This is a genomic window from Pseudomonas sp. UBA2684, assembly GCA_002354655.1.
Lineage (GTDB): Bacteria > Pseudomonadota > Gammaproteobacteria > Pseudomonadales > Pseudomonadaceae > Aquipseudomonas.
This window is the reverse complement of record DELY01000009.1, coordinates 61,715-79,963: the sequence shown is the minus strand read 5'-3', so window position 1 is coordinate 79,963 and position 18,249 is coordinate 61,715. Positions and strand designations below refer to the sequence as shown.

Below are 18,249 nucleotides of genomic sequence, written 5' to 3'. Positions count from 1 at the left end.
TCGAGTCCCGTCCGCTGCGCCATATTTTCCATGTCGAGTTCGCTTGGCATGAGGCAGAAAAGCTCTTTGAGCGCTTCTGCCAGATGAAGCAAGAGTTGTATGGACGCAAGTCCACCGACACGCAGCGGTAGTTCAGTCGGTTAGAATACCGGCCTGTCACGCCGGGGGTCGCGGGTTCGAGTCCCGTCCGCTGCGCCATATACGAAACCCTCAGGTAGCAATACCTGAGGGTTTTTTATTGTCCATTTTCGGCGTTTCAGCGGTAATTCCGCCGGGCCGCCAAGGCCGCTTCCTCCTCGGCGATCGGCCCTTCTCCGGTAAACCTGGCTTGGCCTCTGCGCCGACACGGCCTTTCAATTCGAGAAAATAGCTATTTCCTTCGGCTGCCACACGGGCAGGTCGTGCCTGCGGCGCCCGTTGGTTTTGGCCCGACCCCACTGAATTGGCGCCAGGTGGCGCGCTTGTGCTCTCGCTGGTCGCCATCGGCGAACTGGGTGTTCCGGGCTCTGGCTGCATAAAGAGCTTGGTTTGCAGGACTAACAGTAATTAGAATGAATCTCATTTAAATTACTCTTGGTGCAAGGCTTCCCGATATGAGTGATACGGCGATGGCGACGGAGCAAACCCTCCACGACCTGTACCGCGACCACAGTGGCTGGCTGGAGGGCTGGTTGAGGCGCCGCCTGGGAAATCGCTGCGATGCGGCGGACCTCAGTCAGGATACGTTCCTGCGGGTACTCGCCAGCTCTCAGCCGATCGCCGACTTGCATGAGCCGCGAGCTTATTTGCTGACGGTGGGCAAGCGCCTGCTGAGTAACTTCTACCAACGTCGCAGCCTGGAGCAGGCGTACCTGGATGCGCTGGCGGCGCTGCCTGAGGCCAGTGTGCCGTCTCCCGAGCAGCGTTGGATGCTGCTGGAAACCCTGCAAGCGTTGGACGAATTGCTCGACGGGTTGCCGACGGCGGTGCGCCGGGCGTTTCTCTGGAGCCAGTTGGAGGGTTTCGGTTATCAACAGATCGCCGAGCGTTTGCGGGTGTCGGAGCGCACGGTCAAGCGCTACATGGCGCACGCCTACGAGCATTGCCTGTTGGCGGCGTTGTGATGGGGGCGCGGCCCTCGCTCGAAGCTCGTCAGGTGGCGCGGGCCGCCGCGCAGTGGCTGGCGCTGTTGGAGTCCGGCGCCGCCAATGAGCAGGATCGAGCCGATCTGCAGCGCTGGCGCGCCAGTTGCGCCAGTCACGAACAGGCCTGGCAGCAGGTTGAGGTCTTGCGTCAGCGCTTTGCCGAACTGCCTTCGGCGCTAGCCCTGGCCAGTCTGGATCGTCCGCAGCCAGGTCGACGTGCGGTGCTCAAGTGCGTATTGGGGGCGGCGACGGTGCTGCCGAGCGCCTGGCTGCTCAGTCGGCAATTACCCCTGGAGGCCTGGCGCGCCGACCTGCATACCGCCACTGGGGAGCGCAAACAGGTAATGCTGGCCGACGGCAGCGCTTTGCAACTGAACACCGCCAGTGCCGTCGATGTGGATCTGCCGAGCCGGCGCTTGACGCTGGTGGAGGGCGAGATGGCGTTGAAGGTTCCCCGGGCGTCGTCGTTAACCATTCATACCCGCCATGGGCAGATCAGCGTCAGCGATGGCGAGCTCTGTGTTCGCCAGGAGCCGCGCGGCTGTCGGGTGTCGGTGTATGGGGGCACGGTGGGCGTACAGCTTTTGCAGGGGCCAGAAGTCACCTTGCGTGGCGGTCAGCGAGTCAGCTTGCAGGCCGCGGGCGTAGGTGCGGTGGAGCCGTTCGATGTGCTGCAGCCGGGCTGGCGCGAGGGCGTGTTGCTGGCGCAAAACCAGCCGCTGGGCGAGTTCCTGCGGGAGCTCGGCAACTACCGGCCGGGTGTGCTGCGTTGGGCGCCGGAGCTCGAGTCGCTGCACGTTACCGGGAGTTTTCGCCTGGAAGATACCGATCGTGTGCTGGCGTTGCTGGCTGCCAGCCTGCCGCTGGAGGTGCATTCGCGTACGCGTTTTTGGGTCACGTTACTGCCGCGTAAAAAAAATGTTGGCTGAAGCCTGTCCCTTTTTTTCGCCTCACTGGTCATTGCCAGTAAGTGAACAAAAAAGAGAGCGCCTTCAATGCACGTAGTACTGCCTTACCGCTTACGCCCGTTGTTGCACCTGAGCCTGCTGCTGAGCCTGAGCGCCAGCCCATTGCTGATTTCCGCCAGTTGGGCAGACGACGCCGCCAAACGCAGCTATCAGGTGCCTGCCGGGAGCCTCGGCGCTGCGCTGACGCGCTTTGCTGGTTTGGCCGGAGTCGATCTGTCGGTGGACCCGGCACTGGTCAGCGGTCGCGACAGTGCCGGGTTGTCCGGCGAATACCAGGTTGAAGAGGGGTTCGCCCGGTTGTTGCAGGATTCCGGTCTGCAATTGCAGGTCGTCGGTGAGCAGGCCTATACCGTGACTCCCGTTCCGGCACAGGCCGACAACGTGCACCAACTGCCTGCGACTGTGGTCGTCGGCGCCAACGAGGCAGTCGCCGAGCAGGCCTATGCCGGTGGTCAGGTGAGCCGCCAAGGCTCCTTGGGCATGCTCGGCGATCGGGATTTCATGGAGACCCCGTTCAGCCTGACGTCCTATACCAGTGAAGCCGTGAAGAACCAGCAGGCGCGTACCCTGGGCGACCTGATTGCCAGCGACCCGTCGGTGCGTGCGACCAACCCGGCGGGCGGACGCTTCGAGCAGTTCACCATCCGTGGGCTCAGTCTGTTCAACAGCGATGTTGCCTACAACGGCCTCTACGGCATCCTGCCGACCTATTCGATCGACATGGAAATGGCCGAGCGCGTGGACATCCTCAAGGGGCCGAGCCAACTGGTCAACGGCATCTCGCCGCGGGGCAGCGTTGGCGGCGGCATCAACGTGGTGCCCAAGCGAGCAGGCGACAAGCCGATCACCGAGTTCACCGGCAGCTACGCCGCGGACAGCCAGGTCGGCGGTGCAGTGGATATCGGCCGGCGTTTCGGTGACGAGAACCAGTTCGGCCTGCGTTTCAACGGCGTGAAGCAGTCCGGTGACACCGAGTGGGACCAGCAGAGTGTCGGCCGCGAGATGGCCGTGCTGGGCCTGGATTTTCACGGTGAGCGGCTGCGGCTTTCGGCGGATGTCGGGCATACCGAACGCGATACCGATGCCCCGCAGGAGCGGGTACTGGTGGGAGCCAATGCCAAGGTGCCGGATGCCGACCAGGTGCGTCGCAACTATGCGCAGGCTTGGAGCAAGGCGCGTACCCAGGATACCTTCGGTGCGCTGAATGGCGAGTTTGATGTCAGCGACTCACTTATGGTCTATGGCGCGGTCGGCGCTCGCGAGAGCAACCATGAATTCCTCCGGCATAACGTCTCAATCACCAACGATGCTGGAGACTTCAGCGTCCAGCCCCGTGATTTTACCCGTGACGAGACGGTCCGAACCGCCATGGCGGGCCTGCGCAATTGGTTCGACACCGGCTCCGTGAGCCATGAGCTGAACCTCTCCGCCAGTTATTTCTACATGGACTTCACCAATGGTGGCGCTCGTTACCTTGCGGCCCCCAGCAACCTCTACGACCCGGTGCCAACCCCCACACCCACCACGCCCACACGCTTCGATTCCGAGGTCTACACCGAGAACCGCTTCAGCGGGGTGGCGCTGTCAGACACCCTCGGCTTTATCGATGATCGCCTGCTGCTGACCCTGGGCGCCCGCTGGCAGCGGGTCAAGGTCGATGACTGGAGCGATGATGTGAAAGGTGACACGGCCTACGACGAGGAGAAGGTCTCGCCATCGGCGGGCATCCTGTACAAGGTGACCGACCAGCTGTCGCTCTACGCCAACTACATGGAAGGCTTGAGCCAGGGCAAGATCGCCCCGTCGACCTCGATCAACGAAGACCAGATATTCCCGCCGTTCACCAGCCGCCAGGTCGAGGTTGGCGCCAAGTATGACCTGGGCGCTGTCGCTCTTACCGCCAGCGCTTTTCGCATCAAGCAGCCGGCCTACGAGACCAACGCTACCTCGCGGGTATTCGGCCCGAACGGTAAGCGGGAGAACAAGGGCGTCGAGCTGAGCGTATTCGGCGAGCCGCTCAAGGGCTTTCGTCTGCTCGGTGGCGTGATGTTCATCGACAGCGAACTGACCGATACGGTCGGCGGTGTCTCGGACGGCAACCGTGCCCCGGCCACGCCCGAGTACAACGTCAACCTCGGCGCCGAATGGGATGTGCCGGCCCTGTCGGGGGTGACCCTGACCGCGCGCGGTATTCATTCCAGCTCCCAGTACCTGGACCAGGCCAACAGCAAGCAGATCGATGGCTGGGAGCGACTCGATCTCGGGGTGCGCTACGCCTTCAAGGTCGATGGCAACGACGTCACCCTGCGCGCCAGTGTCGAGAATGTGCTGGATGACCGCTACTGGGCTTCGGCCGGCGCTTCAGATGACAGCGAGCCGGGGCTGACGATGTCGACGCCGAGAACCTGGCTGTTGTCGACGACCGTCGGCTTCTAGTGGCCAGCGACTTGTGCATGGGCTTTTGAAGAAACACTAAAGCGTTTCGAAGAAACGGCGGAAGGCCGCAGTAATGGCGAGTGCCTTGGTTGATGACCGGCCTTCCGCTTTATTAATGCCGCGATATAGACATATATAACGCGCTCGCTGATATCAGATTACATCGCAGCACACCTTCTCGATCTTACAGGGGTTGAATAGATGCTTATTGCCGATTCCATACAGTCTGATCATCTTTATCGAAGTAACGCGGACTATTTGGCGCGTCAGGGAAAGTTTGAATCCAATGTCCGCAGTTACCCACGCAAACTGCCATTGGCGATTGCCAGGGCCGCGGGTGTTTGGGTGACCGATGTCGAAGGGAAGACCTACCTCGATTGTTTGGCCGGGGCGGGCACGTTGGCCTTGGGCCACAACCACGTTGAGGTTGTGGCCAGCCTGAACGACTTCCTGGCGTCGGGCATGCCCATGCATACCCTCGACCTTACCACGCCACTAAAAGATGCCTTCAGCGAAACACTGCTGGCGTTATTACCGGGCAATGGGCGCGATTACTGCCTGCAGTTCTGCGGCCCGTCCGGCGCCGATGCCGTGGAGGCCGCTCTCAAATTGGCGAAAACCGTTACCGGGCGCAGCAACATTGTCAGCTTCTCGGGTGGCTACCACGGCATGACCCATGGCGCCCTGGCGGTGACCGGCAATGTCGCGCCGAAACATGCCATCCATACGCTGATGCCGGGCGTGCAGTTCCTGCCCTATCCCCATGAGTACCGCTGCCCGCTGGGCATCGGCGGCGATGCGGGGACGCAGGCCCTCAGCCGTTATTTCACCCAGTTCATCGAAGACGTCGAAAGCGGCGTTGCGTTGCCCGCTGCGGTGATCCTGGAGGCCGTGCAGGGCGAGGGCGGAGTCAATCCCGCGCCTATCGGCTGGTTGCGCAACATACGCGAGGTCACGCGCAGAAACGGCATTCTGCTGATTGTCGATGAGGTGCAGGCGGGCTTTGCGCGCACCGGCAAGATGTTCGCTTTCGAGCATGCCGACATCGAGCCGGACATCATCGTCATGTCCAAGGCGGTCGGCGGCGGATTGCCCTTGGCGCTGCTGGGCATCAAACGCCAGTTCGACGCCTGGGCGCCGGGAGCGCATACCGGTACTTTCCGCGGCAACCAGATGGCCATGGCTGCCGGCATGGCGACGCTACAGGTGCTGCAGCGGCAGGCAGTCGCGGCCCAGGCCGCACGGCGCGGCAATTGGTTGCAACAGCAACTGCTCCTGTTGCAGCAGCGCTATCCGGCTCTGGGGCAGGTGCGCGGGCGCGGCTTGATGCTGGGCATCGAGATCGTCGACGAACGCCAGCCTCCGGACGCCTTGCACAGCTACCCCATGGATGGCCGATTGGCGGCGGCTATCCAGCAACACTGCTTCAGCCAGGGGTTATTGCTCGAACGCGGCGGACGCAACGGCAACGTGGTGCGCCTGTTGCCGCCACTGATCATCGACGACGAGCAGTGCGCGCTGGTTATCGCGCGTTTCGAGAGGGCGTTGGTGGCGGCGCTGGCGCAACTACGGGCGGCATGATGGATGCTTTAACTGGATTGTTGTTGTTCACGGTCACTGGCGCGTCGGGTTAAGTCCGTGTTGTACGGCGCGCATGAATTCAATATGACATGGCCTATTAATGTCATTGCGCATAAGTGCCTTGAAGTTGCATGTGCGTCTTCAGTTAGTTGCTGGGTAACTAGCGCTATTTGGCGATTGCCAGCGCCAATGTGCAGAGAAATTAATATTAACCGCGAAAAAGCCGTAACCGGTGTTCTCAAATGCTAGTACGGAGCTGATATGAATAATCCCGAACCTGCGGTTTTGTCCAAGATGGTCAGTGAGTTGGCGACCGCGCATGCCTTGCTCAATTGTTTGATAAAAGAGTTCGCACTGCCGGAAAACTGCCTGGGTTATGCGTGGCCGAAAGACATGAACGGTATTGCCCCGGGAAGTTATTTCGACGGGGTCAACTGGAAGGGGATTCCGCTGACCATCAGCCTGCCTAACCAGCAGCAGTTTTTTGTTCTGGTCGACCGCCGCGACAGGCTCGGCAGCCACCGTTATCTGTCCGATGTCTACGCGCGGCGTGGCGACGGCGCGTGGGCCTGTGTGGATTTTCCAGCCTTTGTCGAGCAGCTGCTGGCGGCCTGCGAGCACATGACCTGTGCGCAAAACGATGAGTTGCAACAGCAGATCATGCAGAGCCAGTGCCTGACCGCCGCAATCGTCGGTCACAACGCCGCGGCGCGGCAGCCCGAGCCGCTCAGCAACTACCTGGCCAGCGAACAGGGCCTCTGGTTTGGCCACCCGAACCACCCGGCCCCCAAGGCCCGCCTGTGGCCCGTGCACCTGGCCCAGGAAACCTATGCCCCGGAGTTCCAGGCGCGTACCGCCTTGCATCAGTTCGAGGTGCCGTTGCAGGGGCTCAACGTCGCCGGTAATGGCTTGAGCGATGCGCAGGTGCTGGCCGGCTTTGCCGACCAGACACAGGCCCGCTCAGGCCACGCGATCATCTGCATGCACCCGGTGCAGGCGCAGCTGTTTATGCAGGATGGCCGGGTGCAGCGGTTGCTGGCCGGCGGCGTGATTGTCGACCGCGGCACCACGGGGCTGTTGGCCAGCCCCACGGCCTCCATCCGCACCTGGTATGTCGAAGGGCATGCTTATTTCATCAAGGGCTCGCTGAATGTCCGCATCACCAACTGCGTCAGGAAAAACGCCTGGTATGAGCTGGAAAGCGCGCTGATTGTCGACCGTCTGTTCCGGCGCCTGCAACTTACCCAGGCCAGTAGCCTGGGCGGGCTTTCGGTGGTGTCCGAGCCTGGCTTGTCGAGCTGGGCGCCGCCGCAGGCCAGCGAAGCCGACGGCAAATGGTTCCGTGAGCAAACCGGGGCGATCCTGCGCGAGAACTTCTGCCTGGCGACGGGCACCGACTGCAGTGTTATGGCCGGCACGCTATTCGCTCGTGGCACACACTTGCGCCCGCTGGTGCATGAGTTCCTGCGCAGGTTCAACGGCAACGCCATTGGCGATCAGCACCTGCTGAGCTGGTTCGGCGAGTACCAGGCGCTGCTGCTGCGCCCGGTGCTGGCGCTGTTCTTCAACCACGGCATCGTCATGGAGCCGCATTTGCAGAACTGCGTGCTCAGCCATGACAACGGCCGCCCGCAGCAGTTGCTGCTGCGCGATTTCGAAGGCGTGAAACTGACCGCTGAACTGGGCATCGCGCAGATCGACGCCGATGTGCATCCACGGGTGCGTGAGTCGCTGCTGTATTCCCGCGCGCAGGGCTGGAACCGCATTGTCTATTGCCTGTTGGTCAATAACCTTTCGGAAGCCGTGCTGGCCCTGAGCTGGGAGCGCCCACACCTGGCTCCTTTGATGTGGCAGCGCGTCGAGCAGCAGTTGCGCAGCATCCGGGCCGAGCTGAGCCGCGTCGCGCCGGAGTTGGACGCGCTGATCGCCGGCCAGCCGATTGCCTGCAAAACCAACCTGAAAGTGCGTCTGGCCGCCAAGGCCGATCGCCACGCCAGCTACGTCGAACTGGTCGCCCCCTGGGGCCAGGAGGCCAACTGTGCGTGAGCTACCGGCAGCCGTAGTGGCCGCCATCGAGACGGCGCGGCAGCGTAGCTCCGATCCGCTGGCGCTGTTCATCTACGACCTGGACGCCTTGCAGCGTCACGTCAGCCAGTTGATGGCGGCCTTGCCAGCTGGCGTGGAGTTGTACTACGCCATTAAGGCCAGCAGCGAGCCGCAGATGCTCAGCGCACTGGCCGCGTTGGTCGATGGCTTCGAGATCTCGTCCGGCGGCGAGATCGAGCGCCTGCTGGCCTGCCCGACCCGCAAGCCCTACGTCTTCTCCGGCCCCGGCAAACTGGATTCCGACCTGCGCGCGGCGCTGCATCGGCAGGTCGAGGCCATTCACCTGGAAAGCCTGAATGAAATTGCGCGCCTGCAGCGGCTGGCGCAGCAGGCCGGTCGCGTGCAGGCGGTGTTCCTCCGCATCAACCCGGAACTGCCGCCCACGTTGTCCAGCAAGCTGGCGATGGCCGGCACGGCCACGCCGTTCGGCATCGACGAGTCGCAACTGGCGCACGCGGTGGCACTGGTCGATAACGCCAGCCACCTGCAACTCAAGGGCTTCCACGTGCATGCGATGTCGCATCAACTGCGGGTGGAGCGCCATGAGCAATTACTGGACTTCTATCTGCAGCGCTGGCCGCAGTGGCGGGCGCTGTCGAGCAAGCCGGAGTCGATCAGCCACCTCAATGTGGGCGGTGGCATTGGTGTCGATTACCTCGCTACGCAGCAGTTCGATTGGCAGCGGCTGTGTCGCCACTTGGCGCAGCGCCTGGCGGCCAACTGCGAGGCGCCTGTCGTGCGCTTCGAGCCTGGGCGCTTTATCAGCGCCTTTTGCGGCTATTACGCGATCGAGGTGCTGGACATGAAAACCAGTCACGGCAAGCACTTTCTGGTGTGCCGGGGCGGGACCCACCAGTTTCGCCTGCCGGTGGCGCAGGGGCACGATCACCCGGTCATCCATTTGCCCCGGCATGCCCCGGCGCGGGCTGCGCCGGCACAGGCCTGGACCATCGTCGGGCAGCTTTGTACGCCCAAGGATGTGCTGAGTCGGGACTGCCTGCTCAGAGGCGTCGGCATCGGCGATATCCTGGTGCTGCCGCTGGCTGGGGCCTATGGCTACAACATCTCGCATGCCGACTTCCTCTGCCACCCACGGCCAGCACAGGTGTTCCTCCAGGCCGAAGCCTCGGGCGCGGGAGGCGTGCGGTGCGAGTGACGGCGCGCGGCTTGGTGGTGGTCAATGTTCTGCTCGGCACCCTCACGGTCAGCCTGAACAATAGTTCGCTGAATCCGGCGCTGCCGGCATTCATGGACGCCTTCGCCATCGGCCCGCTGCTGGCCACCTGGATCGTTGCGGCGTTCATGGTGAGCATGGGCATGAGCATGCCGCTGACCAGTTTTCTCAGCCAGCGCGTGGGGCGCAAGCGTCTCTATCTTGGCGGCGTCGGGTTGTTCGTCGGCGGCTCGCTGCTGGGCGCGCTGGCCACCTCCATCGCGCTGGTGATCGCCGCCCGCGTGGTGCAGGGGATTGCCAGCGGGCTGATGATTCCGCTGTCGCTGGCGATCATCTTCTCGGTCTATGCCAAGGGTGAGCGGGGTAGGGTCACCGGTTTGTGGGGCGCGGCGGTGATGCTGGCGCCGGCGCTGGGGCCGTTGTGCGGCAGCCTGCTGCTGGAAGGGTTCGGTTGGCGCGCGCTGTTTTTGATGAACGTGCCCATCGGCGTGCTGGCGCTGCTCCTCGGCATTGGCGTATTACCGGCCGACGAAGCGGCAGAGCGCAAACCGTTCGACCTGGCGGGCTACCTGCTGATCGCCACGGGCATCGGCCTGCTGATGATCGTGATTGGCCGCCTGCACCACGCCCAGGCTCTGCTCGAACCGCTGAACATCGGTCTGCTGCTGCTGGCGATTTTCTGCCTGCTGGCCTTCGTGCGGCTGGAGTTGCGCCTCGCGGCACCGCTGCTCGACCTGCGCCTCTTTGCTCTGCGCGGTTACCGCCTGAGCGTGATCATTGCCGTGGTGCAGTCGGTTGGCATGTTCGAGTGCCTGGTCCTGCTGCCGCTGTTGGTGCAGTTGGTGCTGGGCTACAGCGCCATCTGGACCGGTCTGGCGCTGCTCTGCACGGCAGTCTTCGCCAGCCTGTTCGGCCACTTCGGCGGCAAGTGGCTAGACCGCTACGGGCCGCGCGGCGTGGTGTCCTGTGGCCTGCTGCTGACCGGTGTCGCCACGCTGGCGCTGGGCCTGCTTGGGGCTCAAGCCTCGATCGGGCTGGTGTGCCTCCTGATGATGCTGCGCGGCGCCGGGCTGGGGCTTTCGTACCTGCCCGTGACCACCGCCGGGCTGAGTGCGCTGCCCGAGGCGATGGTGACCCAGGGCGCGGCGATGAACAACATTTCGCGGCGCCTGGTGGCGTCCCTGGCGATCGTGATCGCCTCGCTCTGGCTGGAGTGGCGCCTGGGGGCCGAGATGGGGGCGGCGGTCGAGCAGGCCGGCACCCTCGTGGCGATCAGCGAAGTGTTCCTCGCCACCGGCCTGCTCACGCTGCTGGCCTTGCCCTGTGCCTGGCGTTTTCCCGCCGGCGCCGCCGATGAACCGGCCGAGGCGCCGCCAGCGGCCCTCGAGCAGCGTTAATTTTTTCACTGACAAGGTAGCCACATGACAAGCCCCTTACAGGCAACACAACAGGCCCCGGACGCCACGCCTGACACCTGGCTGGCGAGTGTCGACGCCGGCTGTTATCGGCAGGTCCAGCAGCGTGTGGTCGGGCAGCTGCTGCAAACGTTGTTATATGAACAGGTGCTGCCTTACCGCCAGCAGCCGCTGGACGATCACCGACAGCGCTTTATCGTCCGCGGCGTCGATGCGCAGCAGGAGTGGGTGGAGTACCACTGCAATGGCCTGCTCAGTCTCAGCTTCGAGCTGATTCGTCTTGAGCATGCCAGCCTGGAGCGGGTGAATAGCCGTGGCGAGCGCAGCCAGCCGCAGCTGCACCAGGCGCTGGCGGAACTCTTGGGCGAGTTCCACGACAGCGCGCACCTGCCGCGCTTTATCAATGAGCTGGAACAGACCCTGCTCAAGGATCTGCAAGCGCGCAGCCAGCCCTACCAGGCGGCGAAACCGGCGCATGAGCTGGATGTGGATGCCCTGGAGCAGCACTTCATGGACGCGCACAGCTACCACCCCTGTTACAAGTCGCGCATCGGCTTCTCGCTGACGGACAACGCACGCTTCGGCCCCGAGTTCGCCGCGCCGATTGCCGTGGTCTGGCTGGCGCTGAGCAAATCCTGCGGGGCGATCAACCATTCGCGGCACCTGGATTTCGCGGCCTTCATCGAGCAGGAAATGGGTGCGCAGCACTGGCAGGACCTGGCCATGCAGCTGGCTCGCCAGGGCCGGGCAGTGGCGGACTACTGGCTGATTCCGGTGCACCCGTGGCAGTGGCAAAACGTCATCCTGGCGCGCTTCTATCCCGAATTGAGCCGTGGCGAACTGATCTACCTGGGCGCCTCGGCGGATCGCTACCTGGCCCAGCAATCGATTCGCACCCTGGCCAACGCCAGCGACAAGCAGCGGCCATACGTCAAGCTGGCCATGAGCATGACCAACACGTCCAGCACGCGCATCCTGGCCCGGCATACGGTGATGAATGGGCCGCTGATTACCGATTGGCTGCAACAGCTGATCGCCAGCGATGCCACGGCGCGCAGCCTGGATTTTGTGATTCTCGGCGAAGTGGCCGGCGTCAGCTTCGACTACGACCGCCTACCGGCAACGCGCATGCCGCAGCTGTACGGCACCCTCGGGGCGATCTGGCGCGAGAGCCTCCACGGCTATTTGCGCGAGGATGAGCAGGCGGTGCCCTTCAACGGCCTGAGCCATGTGGAGAATCGTTATGCGCCGGGCGAGCAGACGCCCTTCATCGACGCCTGGATCGCCCGCTATGGTCTGGAGGCCTGGACCCGGCAGCTGCTACAGGTAGCGGTGACACCGATCATCCACATGCTCTATGCCGAGGGCATTGGCATGGAGTCGCACGGCCAGAACATCGTCCTGATCGTCAAGCAGGGCTGGCCGCAGCGCATCGCCCTCAAGGATTTCCATGACGGCGTGCGCTATTCGCCGGCGCACCTGGCGCGCCCCGAGCTGTGCCCGACCCTGGTGCCACTGCCGGCCAGCCACGCCGCGCTCAACCGCAACTCGTTCATCCTCACCGACGACGTCGAGGCGGTGCGCGACTTCACCTGCGACTGTTTCTTCTTCATCGCCCTGGCCGAGCTGGCGATCTTTCTCAGCCAGCACTACCGGCTGGAGGAAAGCCGTTTCTGGCAGCTGACTGCCGCGGTCATCCACGCTTATCAGCAGGCTCACCCGCAGCACCGCCAGCGCTATGCGCTGTTCGATGTGTTCGCGCCGACCTACGAGGTGGAGGAATTGACCAAGCGCCGCCTGTTGGGCGATGGCGAACGTCGCTTCAAGTCCGTGGCCAACCCGCTGCACCCGTACCGGTCGTCAGCATGCTGAGAAACAACCAACTCAAGGCCAAGCTCGGCAGTGGCGCAGCCGTCTACGGGCTGATCAGTTCGATCCCGTCGCCGGCGGCCATCGAGCTGATCGGCGAAGCCGGTTTCGATTTCGTGATCATCGACATGGAGCACGTGCTGATCAATCCGGAAACCGTGGAGAACATGATTCGCACGGCGGAAAGCTATGCCATCACGCCCTTGGTGCGGGTCGCCGACCTCAACCCGAAAACCCTGCTGCGCCTGCTCGATGGCGGCGCCCAGGGCATCGTCCTGCCGATGATCGAAGACCCCGAATCGCTCGAAGCGGCGATTGCCGCCTGCAAATACCACCCGCTGGGCACGCGCAGCCTGAATGCCGGGCGTCCCGGCGCATTCGGCAAGCACAGCCTGGCGCACTACGTCGAGCAGGCCAACGCGCAAATCATGGTCGTGGCGATGATCGAAAGCGCGCAGGGCGTGCGCCGCGCCGCCGAGATCGCCGCGGTGCCCGGCCTGGACATGATCCTCGAAGGCGCGGCCGATCTGTCGCAATCGCTGGGCGTGCCCTGGCGCATCGACCAGCCCGAGGTGCAGCAGGCGCTGCTGGCCACCTGGCAGGCCGCCCATGCCGCGGGCGTGCCGTACTGCGCCATCCCACGTCAGCCGGGCGACCAAGCGCGCTGGCAGACACGCGGGGTGAACAGCTTTGTTTTGGGCGACGAGCGCGGCATCGCCTTTCGCGCCCTTCAGGCCAGATTGGCCGCCACTTCAGCAGAAGGACAATAAGCCGATGACCATCACCACCATGGCCGCCGATGCGGTGCTGCAAGACCTGCTCGATTGCTTGCTGGCCGAGGCGTTCTTCGGCAGCGCGCCCCTGCAACTGGTGGCGGCCGCGCACTGGCAAGCGCTGCATCCACAGGCGCCATCGTTCGGCGAGCTGGGCGCCGAGCAGCGCATCTGGCAATGGTGCTGCGAGCCGCAAGAGCAGCGCTTCATCGTCGTCGCGCTGCGCCCCGGCATCACTCAGCAATGGGAGAAAGTGCCGGGTACGCCGGTGCTGGCCCGTCAGGGCGACAACTGGATCAGGCTGGCGCCCCAGGACTTCATGGCGTTGGTGTTCAAGGGCACCGCCGAGCGTCACCAGGGCAATGCAAAAGGCTTGAGCCTGTTTCAGGAAGTCCTCGCCATCAGCGTCAGGCAAACCGCGCTGTCGCTGGCGCACCGGGTCGATCACCAGGACCTGCTGGAACAGGACAATGCGGCGTTCTTCCTGACCATGGAGCAGTGGGCCTCGCTGCGCGACCGTCCCTACCATCCACTGGCCAAGGCCAAGCAGGGCCTGAGCGACGCCGAGTACCAGCAGTACCAGGCGGAGTTCGCCCGGCCGGTGGCGCTCAACTGGGTTGCGGTGGCGGCAGCGCAGTTGCAATACGGCGAGGGCGTCGTCGATCCACGGCAGAGTGCGCCTGCGCGCTACCTGCTGCCGCCAGCGCTGCACGCCGATCTGCAACAGGAGATGCACGCGCGCGGCCTGGCCGACAGCCATGTCGCGCTGCCGGTTCACCCATGGCAGCTCGACCATGTGTTGCCGGTCCAGCTCGGCGCCGCCTTCGCCAGTGGCGACTGCCAGCGCCTGGACTTCAACGCCGGGCAGTTTTTCGCCACCTCGTCGCTGCGCTCGATGACGCCGTGCTTCAACAGCGCCGATTACCTCAAGTTGCCGATGGCGATCTATTCCCTGGGCGCCTCGCGTTACTTGCCCGCGGTGAAAATGCTCAATGGCGGTCTGAGCGAGGTCTTGCTGCGCCAGGCGCTGGACAAGGATGCAAGCCTGCGTCAATCGCTGCACCTGTGCGACGAGGGCAGATGGTGGGCCTACATGCCGGCAGACGCCACGTTGTTCGATGAAGCACCGCGGCACCTGGCGGCGATGGTGCGCGGCTATCCGCCAGAGCTGCTCGCGGATGCCGATTGCCGTCTGCTGCCCATGGCCGCGCTGGGCACGCCCTTGCCCGGCAGCGCCCGGCACTTCTTCGATGACTGGTTGCGCTACCGCAACCTGCCAGTGGATGCGCCCTCGGTGCTGACGCTGTTTGGCGAGCTGAGCCACAGCTTTTTCGACATCAACCTGCGCATGTTCCGCCTCGGCATGCTCGGTGAAGTACACGGGCAGAATGCGGTGCTGGTGTGGAAAGCCGGGCATGTTCACGGTTTGCTGCTGCGCGATCACGACTCTTTGCGTATCTTCGTGCCCTGGCTGGAGCGCAACGGCATGGCCGATCCGCGCTATCGGCTAAAGCAAGGCCACGCCAACACGCTTTACCACGAGTGCCCCGAAGACCTGTTGTTCTGGCTGCAGACGCTGGCTATCCAGGTCAATTTCCGGGCGATCATCGACACCCTCGCGCAGGTCTACGCACTGCCAGTCACAACCTTGTGGAGCAGTCTGCGCGCGGTGCTGGATGAGCTGATCGAAACCATTGAATTTGAGGACGACACCCGCGCCATGCTCAAGCGCCAGCTATTCGAATTACCGCATTGGCCGCAGAAACTGCTGCTGACACCCATGATCGCGCGGGCCGGTGGCCCAGGCAGCATGCCGTTCGGCAAGGGCCAGGTGGTCAACCCCTTCCACAGGTTGCCGCGTGAAGCCTGAGCCATTCACGCACGTCTCCAGGCGCACGCTGTTGCGCCTGTCCCTCGGCTTGCTGGCGGTCAGGCCATTCCACGCGGCGACGGCGCAAGCGGCGGCGGCCCCGGTGCGGCTGGTGACCCTGTTCCAGGGCGCTACCGACAGCGCCGTGGCCCTGGGCGTGATGCCCTCTGGCATCGTCGATTCCTGGAGCGAAAAGCCGATGTACCGCTATTTGCGCAGCGCCCTGGCGAGCGTGCCGCATGTCGGGCTGGAGACCCAGCCGAGTCTGGAAGATATCGTCCTGCTCAAGCCCGATCTGATTGTCGCTTCGCGCTTTCGTCATCAGCGCATTGCGCCCTTGCTCGAACGCATCGCTCCGGTGGTGATGCTTGAAGAGGTTTCTGCGTTCAAGGAGACCCTGCTGCAGATGGGCATTGCCTTGCAGCGTCGGCAAGCGGCCATGGCGCTTCTGGCGCAGTGGCAGCAGCGCATCGCCTTGCTGCGTGAGCAATTGCAGCGCACGTTCGCCCCCAACTGGCCGCCCACGGTGGCGGTGCTGGAGATTCGCGAAGACCATGTGCGCAGCCATCTGCCCGCCAGCTTCGCCGGTTCGGTGCTCAATGAGCTGGGGTTCCGGTGGAACGAGGCCAGCCAGGCAGCATCTGGCGCATCGCTGAAAATCACCAGCAAAGAGAGCCTCCCGGTGGTCAATGCCGATATCTTTTTTATCTTCATGCGTGCCGACAGCCAGGCCGTGCAACGGCACTATGCCAGCCTGGTGCAGCACCCGCTGTGGCAGCAGATGCGCGCCCCACAGCGGCAGCAGGTGTGGCAGGTCGATGGCGTGCCCTGGAGCATGTCGGCAGGGATTCTGGGGGCCAACCTGATGCTCGATGACATCGCTCGCTTGGTCAGGGCGGATGTTGGCCCATGAGTGTGTCGGTGAAATTGGCTCTGGTGTTTCTGCTGTTGCTGTTTTGCTGTATGGCCAGCCTGGCTGTCGGCGCCATGTGGATTCCGTTCGGGCAGATCGTCGCGGCGTTCATGCAGCCCGACCCCGCGAGTGTCGAACAGACGCTGGTCAGCAGCACCCGCCTGGCGCGCACCCTGATCGCTGTCGCCGTGGGCGCCAGCCTGGCCGTGGCTGGTGCGCTGATGCAGGCGCTGACACGCAATCCGCTGGCCTCGCCGGGGCTGTTCGGCATCAATGCCGGGGCGACGTTTTTCATCATCCTGGCGTCTTCGCTGTTTTCCCTGTCTGCGCCCGAACAGTGGTTGTGGTGTGCCTTCGCCGGCGCCGCGCTGGCTGGCGGTTTGGTCTGGCTGATCGGCAATATGGGCCAGGGCCGTCTCAATCCGCTGCGCATGGTGCTGGCGGGCGCGGCGATGGCGGCCTTGTTCTCCGCCTTCAGCCAGGCGTTGCTGGTGGTCAATCAGGAGGGGTTGGATAGCGTGCTGTTTTGGCTGGCCGGTTCGCTGACCGAACGCAGCTTGACGACCGCTGCCCCGCTGTTGCTGTGTTCGCTGTGCGCGCTGCTCGGTGCGCTGTTGCTGGCCGGGCAGGTCAATGTGCTGAATGCGGGAGAGGAGATTGCCACCGGCCTTGGCCAGCGCACCGGGCTGATTCGTCTGTTGCTGAGCGTGCTGATCATCTGCCTGGCCGGCAGCGCTGTGGCCTTGGCCGGCAGCATTGGCTTCATCGGCCTGCTGGTGCCGCATATGGTGCGCAAAGGTCTGTCCATCGACCATCGCTGGCTGCTGCCGGGCTGCGCGCTGGTCGGTGCGGTAGTCCTGTTGCTGGCGGATATGCTGTCACGCGTGCTGATCCTGCCGCAGGAGGTGCCGGTGGGGGTGATGACGGCGCTGTTCGGCGCGCCGTTCTTCATCCTCCTGGCGCGCCGTGGAGGCCGCCATGGATAAGCTGCTGACCCTGCGTACGGCGAGGTTTTCCCGGCAGATCAATACCGCCACGCTGCTGCGCCTGGCGCTGGCACTGGCGATTACGCTGTTGCTGATGCTGGGCTCGCTGTCTTTGGGCAAAGTGCCGCTGTCGCCCCTGACGGTGCTGCACATACTGTTCTCCAGCGAGGACACCAGCCTGGCGTTCATCGTCGAGCAACTACGCCTGCCGCGTATGTTGCTGGCGGCACTGGTCGGGGCCGCCTTGGCGGTATCCGGGGTGATCCTGCAAAGCATCATCCGCAATCCGCTGGCCTCGCCGGATTTGCTCGGCATCAGCAGCGGCGCGAGTGCCGCGGCGGTGCTCTACCTGTCGTTCTTCTCCGTCGTATTGGGCCCGCACTGGCTGCCCCTGGCGGCGATGCTCGGTGCCGGATTGGCGGCCCTGGCGATCTACCTGCTGGCCTGGAAACAGGGCACCTCACCGCTGCGTCTGGTGCTGATCGGCGTGGGCGTCTCGGCGATGCTGGCCGCCGTGACCACCTTCATCCTGGTGTTCAGCCCGCTGACCACCACCCTGTCGGCCTATGTCTGGCTGACCGGCAGCGTCTATGGCGCCAGTTGGGCGGAGCCGCGCGAGTTGGCCGGCTGGTTGCTGGCCATCCTGCCGCTGTTGCTGCTGGTTGCCCGCCATGTCCGGGTGCAGCAACTGGACGACCACCTGGCGCAGGGCATCGGCGTGCGTGTGCAGTGGCTGCGCGCCGGGCTGCTGCTGGTGAGCGTGGCGCTGGCCGGCGCGGCCGTTGCCTGGGGCGGCGCCATGGCCTTTGTCGGCCTGATCGCGCCGCACATTGCCAAACGCCTGGTCGCGTCCGGCTTCGGCGGCCAGGCCGCGATGAGCGCCCTGGTCGGGGCGAACCTGGTGATGCTGGCGGATTTGACCGGGCGCACGCTGTTTCTGCCGCTGGATTTGCCTGCGGGGATTTTTGTCGCGGTGTTGGGCACGCCGTTCTTTCTCTACCTTTTGATCAAACAGCGTCACTGAGGAACCCTAT

General features: G+C 64.0%; 13 protein-coding genes and 2 tRNA genes (1 of these 15 running past the window's edge). All 15 read left to right on the top strand.

The features are described 5' to 3' along the window. Window positions 1-22, top strand: a tRNA-Asp gene (locus B3M58_RS04565) (it extends 146 nt beyond the left edge of the window). A gap of 99 nt (window positions 23-121) precedes the next feature. Continuing rightward, a tRNA-Asp gene (locus tag B3M58_RS04560) sits at window positions 122-198 on the top strand. 395 nt (window positions 199-593) lie between these two features. Beyond that, complete coding sequence (locus tag B3M58_RS04555; protein WP_296217386.1) at window positions 594-1,103, top strand: sigma-70 family RNA polymerase sigma factor; 510 nt, start codon at window positions 594-596, stop codon at window positions 1,101-1,103. Beyond that, window positions 1,103-2,053, top strand: a complete 951-nt coding sequence (locus B3M58_RS04550; protein WP_296217385.1) for a FecR domain-containing protein — start codon at window positions 1,103-1,105, stop codon at window positions 2,051-2,053. Before B3M58_RS04555 ends, B3M58_RS04550 begins: the two co-directional genes overlap by 1 nt. Window positions 2,054-2,119: 66 nt before the next feature. After that, window positions 2,120-4,528, top strand: coding sequence for a TonB-dependent receptor (locus B3M58_RS04545; protein ID WP_296217384.1), 2,409 nt, complete (start codon window positions 2,120-2,122; stop codon window positions 4,526-4,528). 201 nt (window positions 4,529-4,729) lie between these two features. Continuing rightward, entirely contained in the window at window positions 4,730-6,109 is a 1,380-nt protein-coding gene (locus tag B3M58_RS04540; RefSeq protein ID WP_296217383.1) for a diaminobutyrate--2-oxoglutarate transaminase, read from the top strand. Between the two features lie 261 nt (window positions 6,110-6,370). After that, complete coding sequence (locus B3M58_RS04535) at window positions 6,371-8,155, top strand: IucA/IucC family protein (RefSeq protein WP_296217382.1); 1,785 nt, start codon at window positions 6,371-6,373, stop codon at window positions 8,153-8,155. Continuing rightward, window positions 8,148-9,371 (top strand): type III PLP-dependent enzyme, encoded by a 1,224-nt coding sequence (locus tag B3M58_RS04530; protein WP_296217381.1) that lies wholly within the window; start codon window positions 8,148-8,150, stop codon window positions 9,369-9,371. Before B3M58_RS04535 ends, B3M58_RS04530 begins: the two co-directional genes overlap by 8 nt. After that, a complete protein-coding gene (locus tag B3M58_RS04525) occupies window positions 9,362-10,786 on the top strand; it encodes a DHA2 family efflux MFS transporter permease subunit (protein ID WP_296217380.1) in 1,425 nt (474 codons plus the stop codon). Before B3M58_RS04530 ends, B3M58_RS04525 begins: the two co-directional genes overlap by 10 nt. A 24-nt stretch (window positions 10,787-10,810) precedes the next feature. Beyond that, window positions 10,811-12,676, top strand: a complete 1,866-nt coding sequence (locus B3M58_RS04520) for an IucA/IucC family protein (RefSeq protein WP_296217379.1) — start codon at window positions 10,811-10,813, stop codon at window positions 12,674-12,676. Then, window positions 12,670-13,443 carry an HpcH/HpaI aldolase family protein gene (locus B3M58_RS04515; protein ID WP_296217378.1) on the top strand — a complete coding sequence of 258 codons (774 nt, stop codon included), beginning with the start codon at window positions 12,670-12,672 and terminating at the stop codon, window positions 13,441-13,443. The genes B3M58_RS04520 and B3M58_RS04515 overlap by 7 nt, the downstream gene beginning before the upstream one ends. A gap of 4 nt (window positions 13,444-13,447) precedes the next feature. Next, window positions 13,448-15,316, top strand: coding sequence for an IucA/IucC family protein (locus B3M58_RS04510; RefSeq protein WP_296217377.1), 1,869 nt, complete (start codon window positions 13,448-13,450; stop codon window positions 15,314-15,316). Next, window positions 15,306-16,229 carry an ABC transporter substrate-binding protein gene (locus B3M58_RS04505; protein WP_296217376.1) on the top strand — a complete coding sequence of 308 codons (924 nt, stop codon included), beginning with the start codon at window positions 15,306-15,308 and terminating at the stop codon, window positions 16,227-16,229. The genes B3M58_RS04510 and B3M58_RS04505 overlap by 11 nt, the downstream gene beginning before the upstream one ends. Continuing rightward, window positions 16,226-17,215, top strand: a complete 990-nt coding sequence (locus B3M58_RS04500; RefSeq protein WP_296217375.1) for a FecCD family ABC transporter permease — start codon at window positions 16,226-16,228, stop codon at window positions 17,213-17,215. Before B3M58_RS04505 ends, B3M58_RS04500 begins: the two co-directional genes overlap by 4 nt. Beyond that, a complete protein-coding gene (locus tag B3M58_RS04495) occupies window positions 17,208-18,239 on the top strand; it encodes a FecCD family ABC transporter permease (RefSeq protein ID WP_296217374.1) in 1,032 nt (343 codons plus the stop codon). Before B3M58_RS04500 ends, B3M58_RS04495 begins: the two co-directional genes overlap by 8 nt. The last annotated feature ends 10 nt before the right edge of the window (window positions 18,240-18,249 follow it).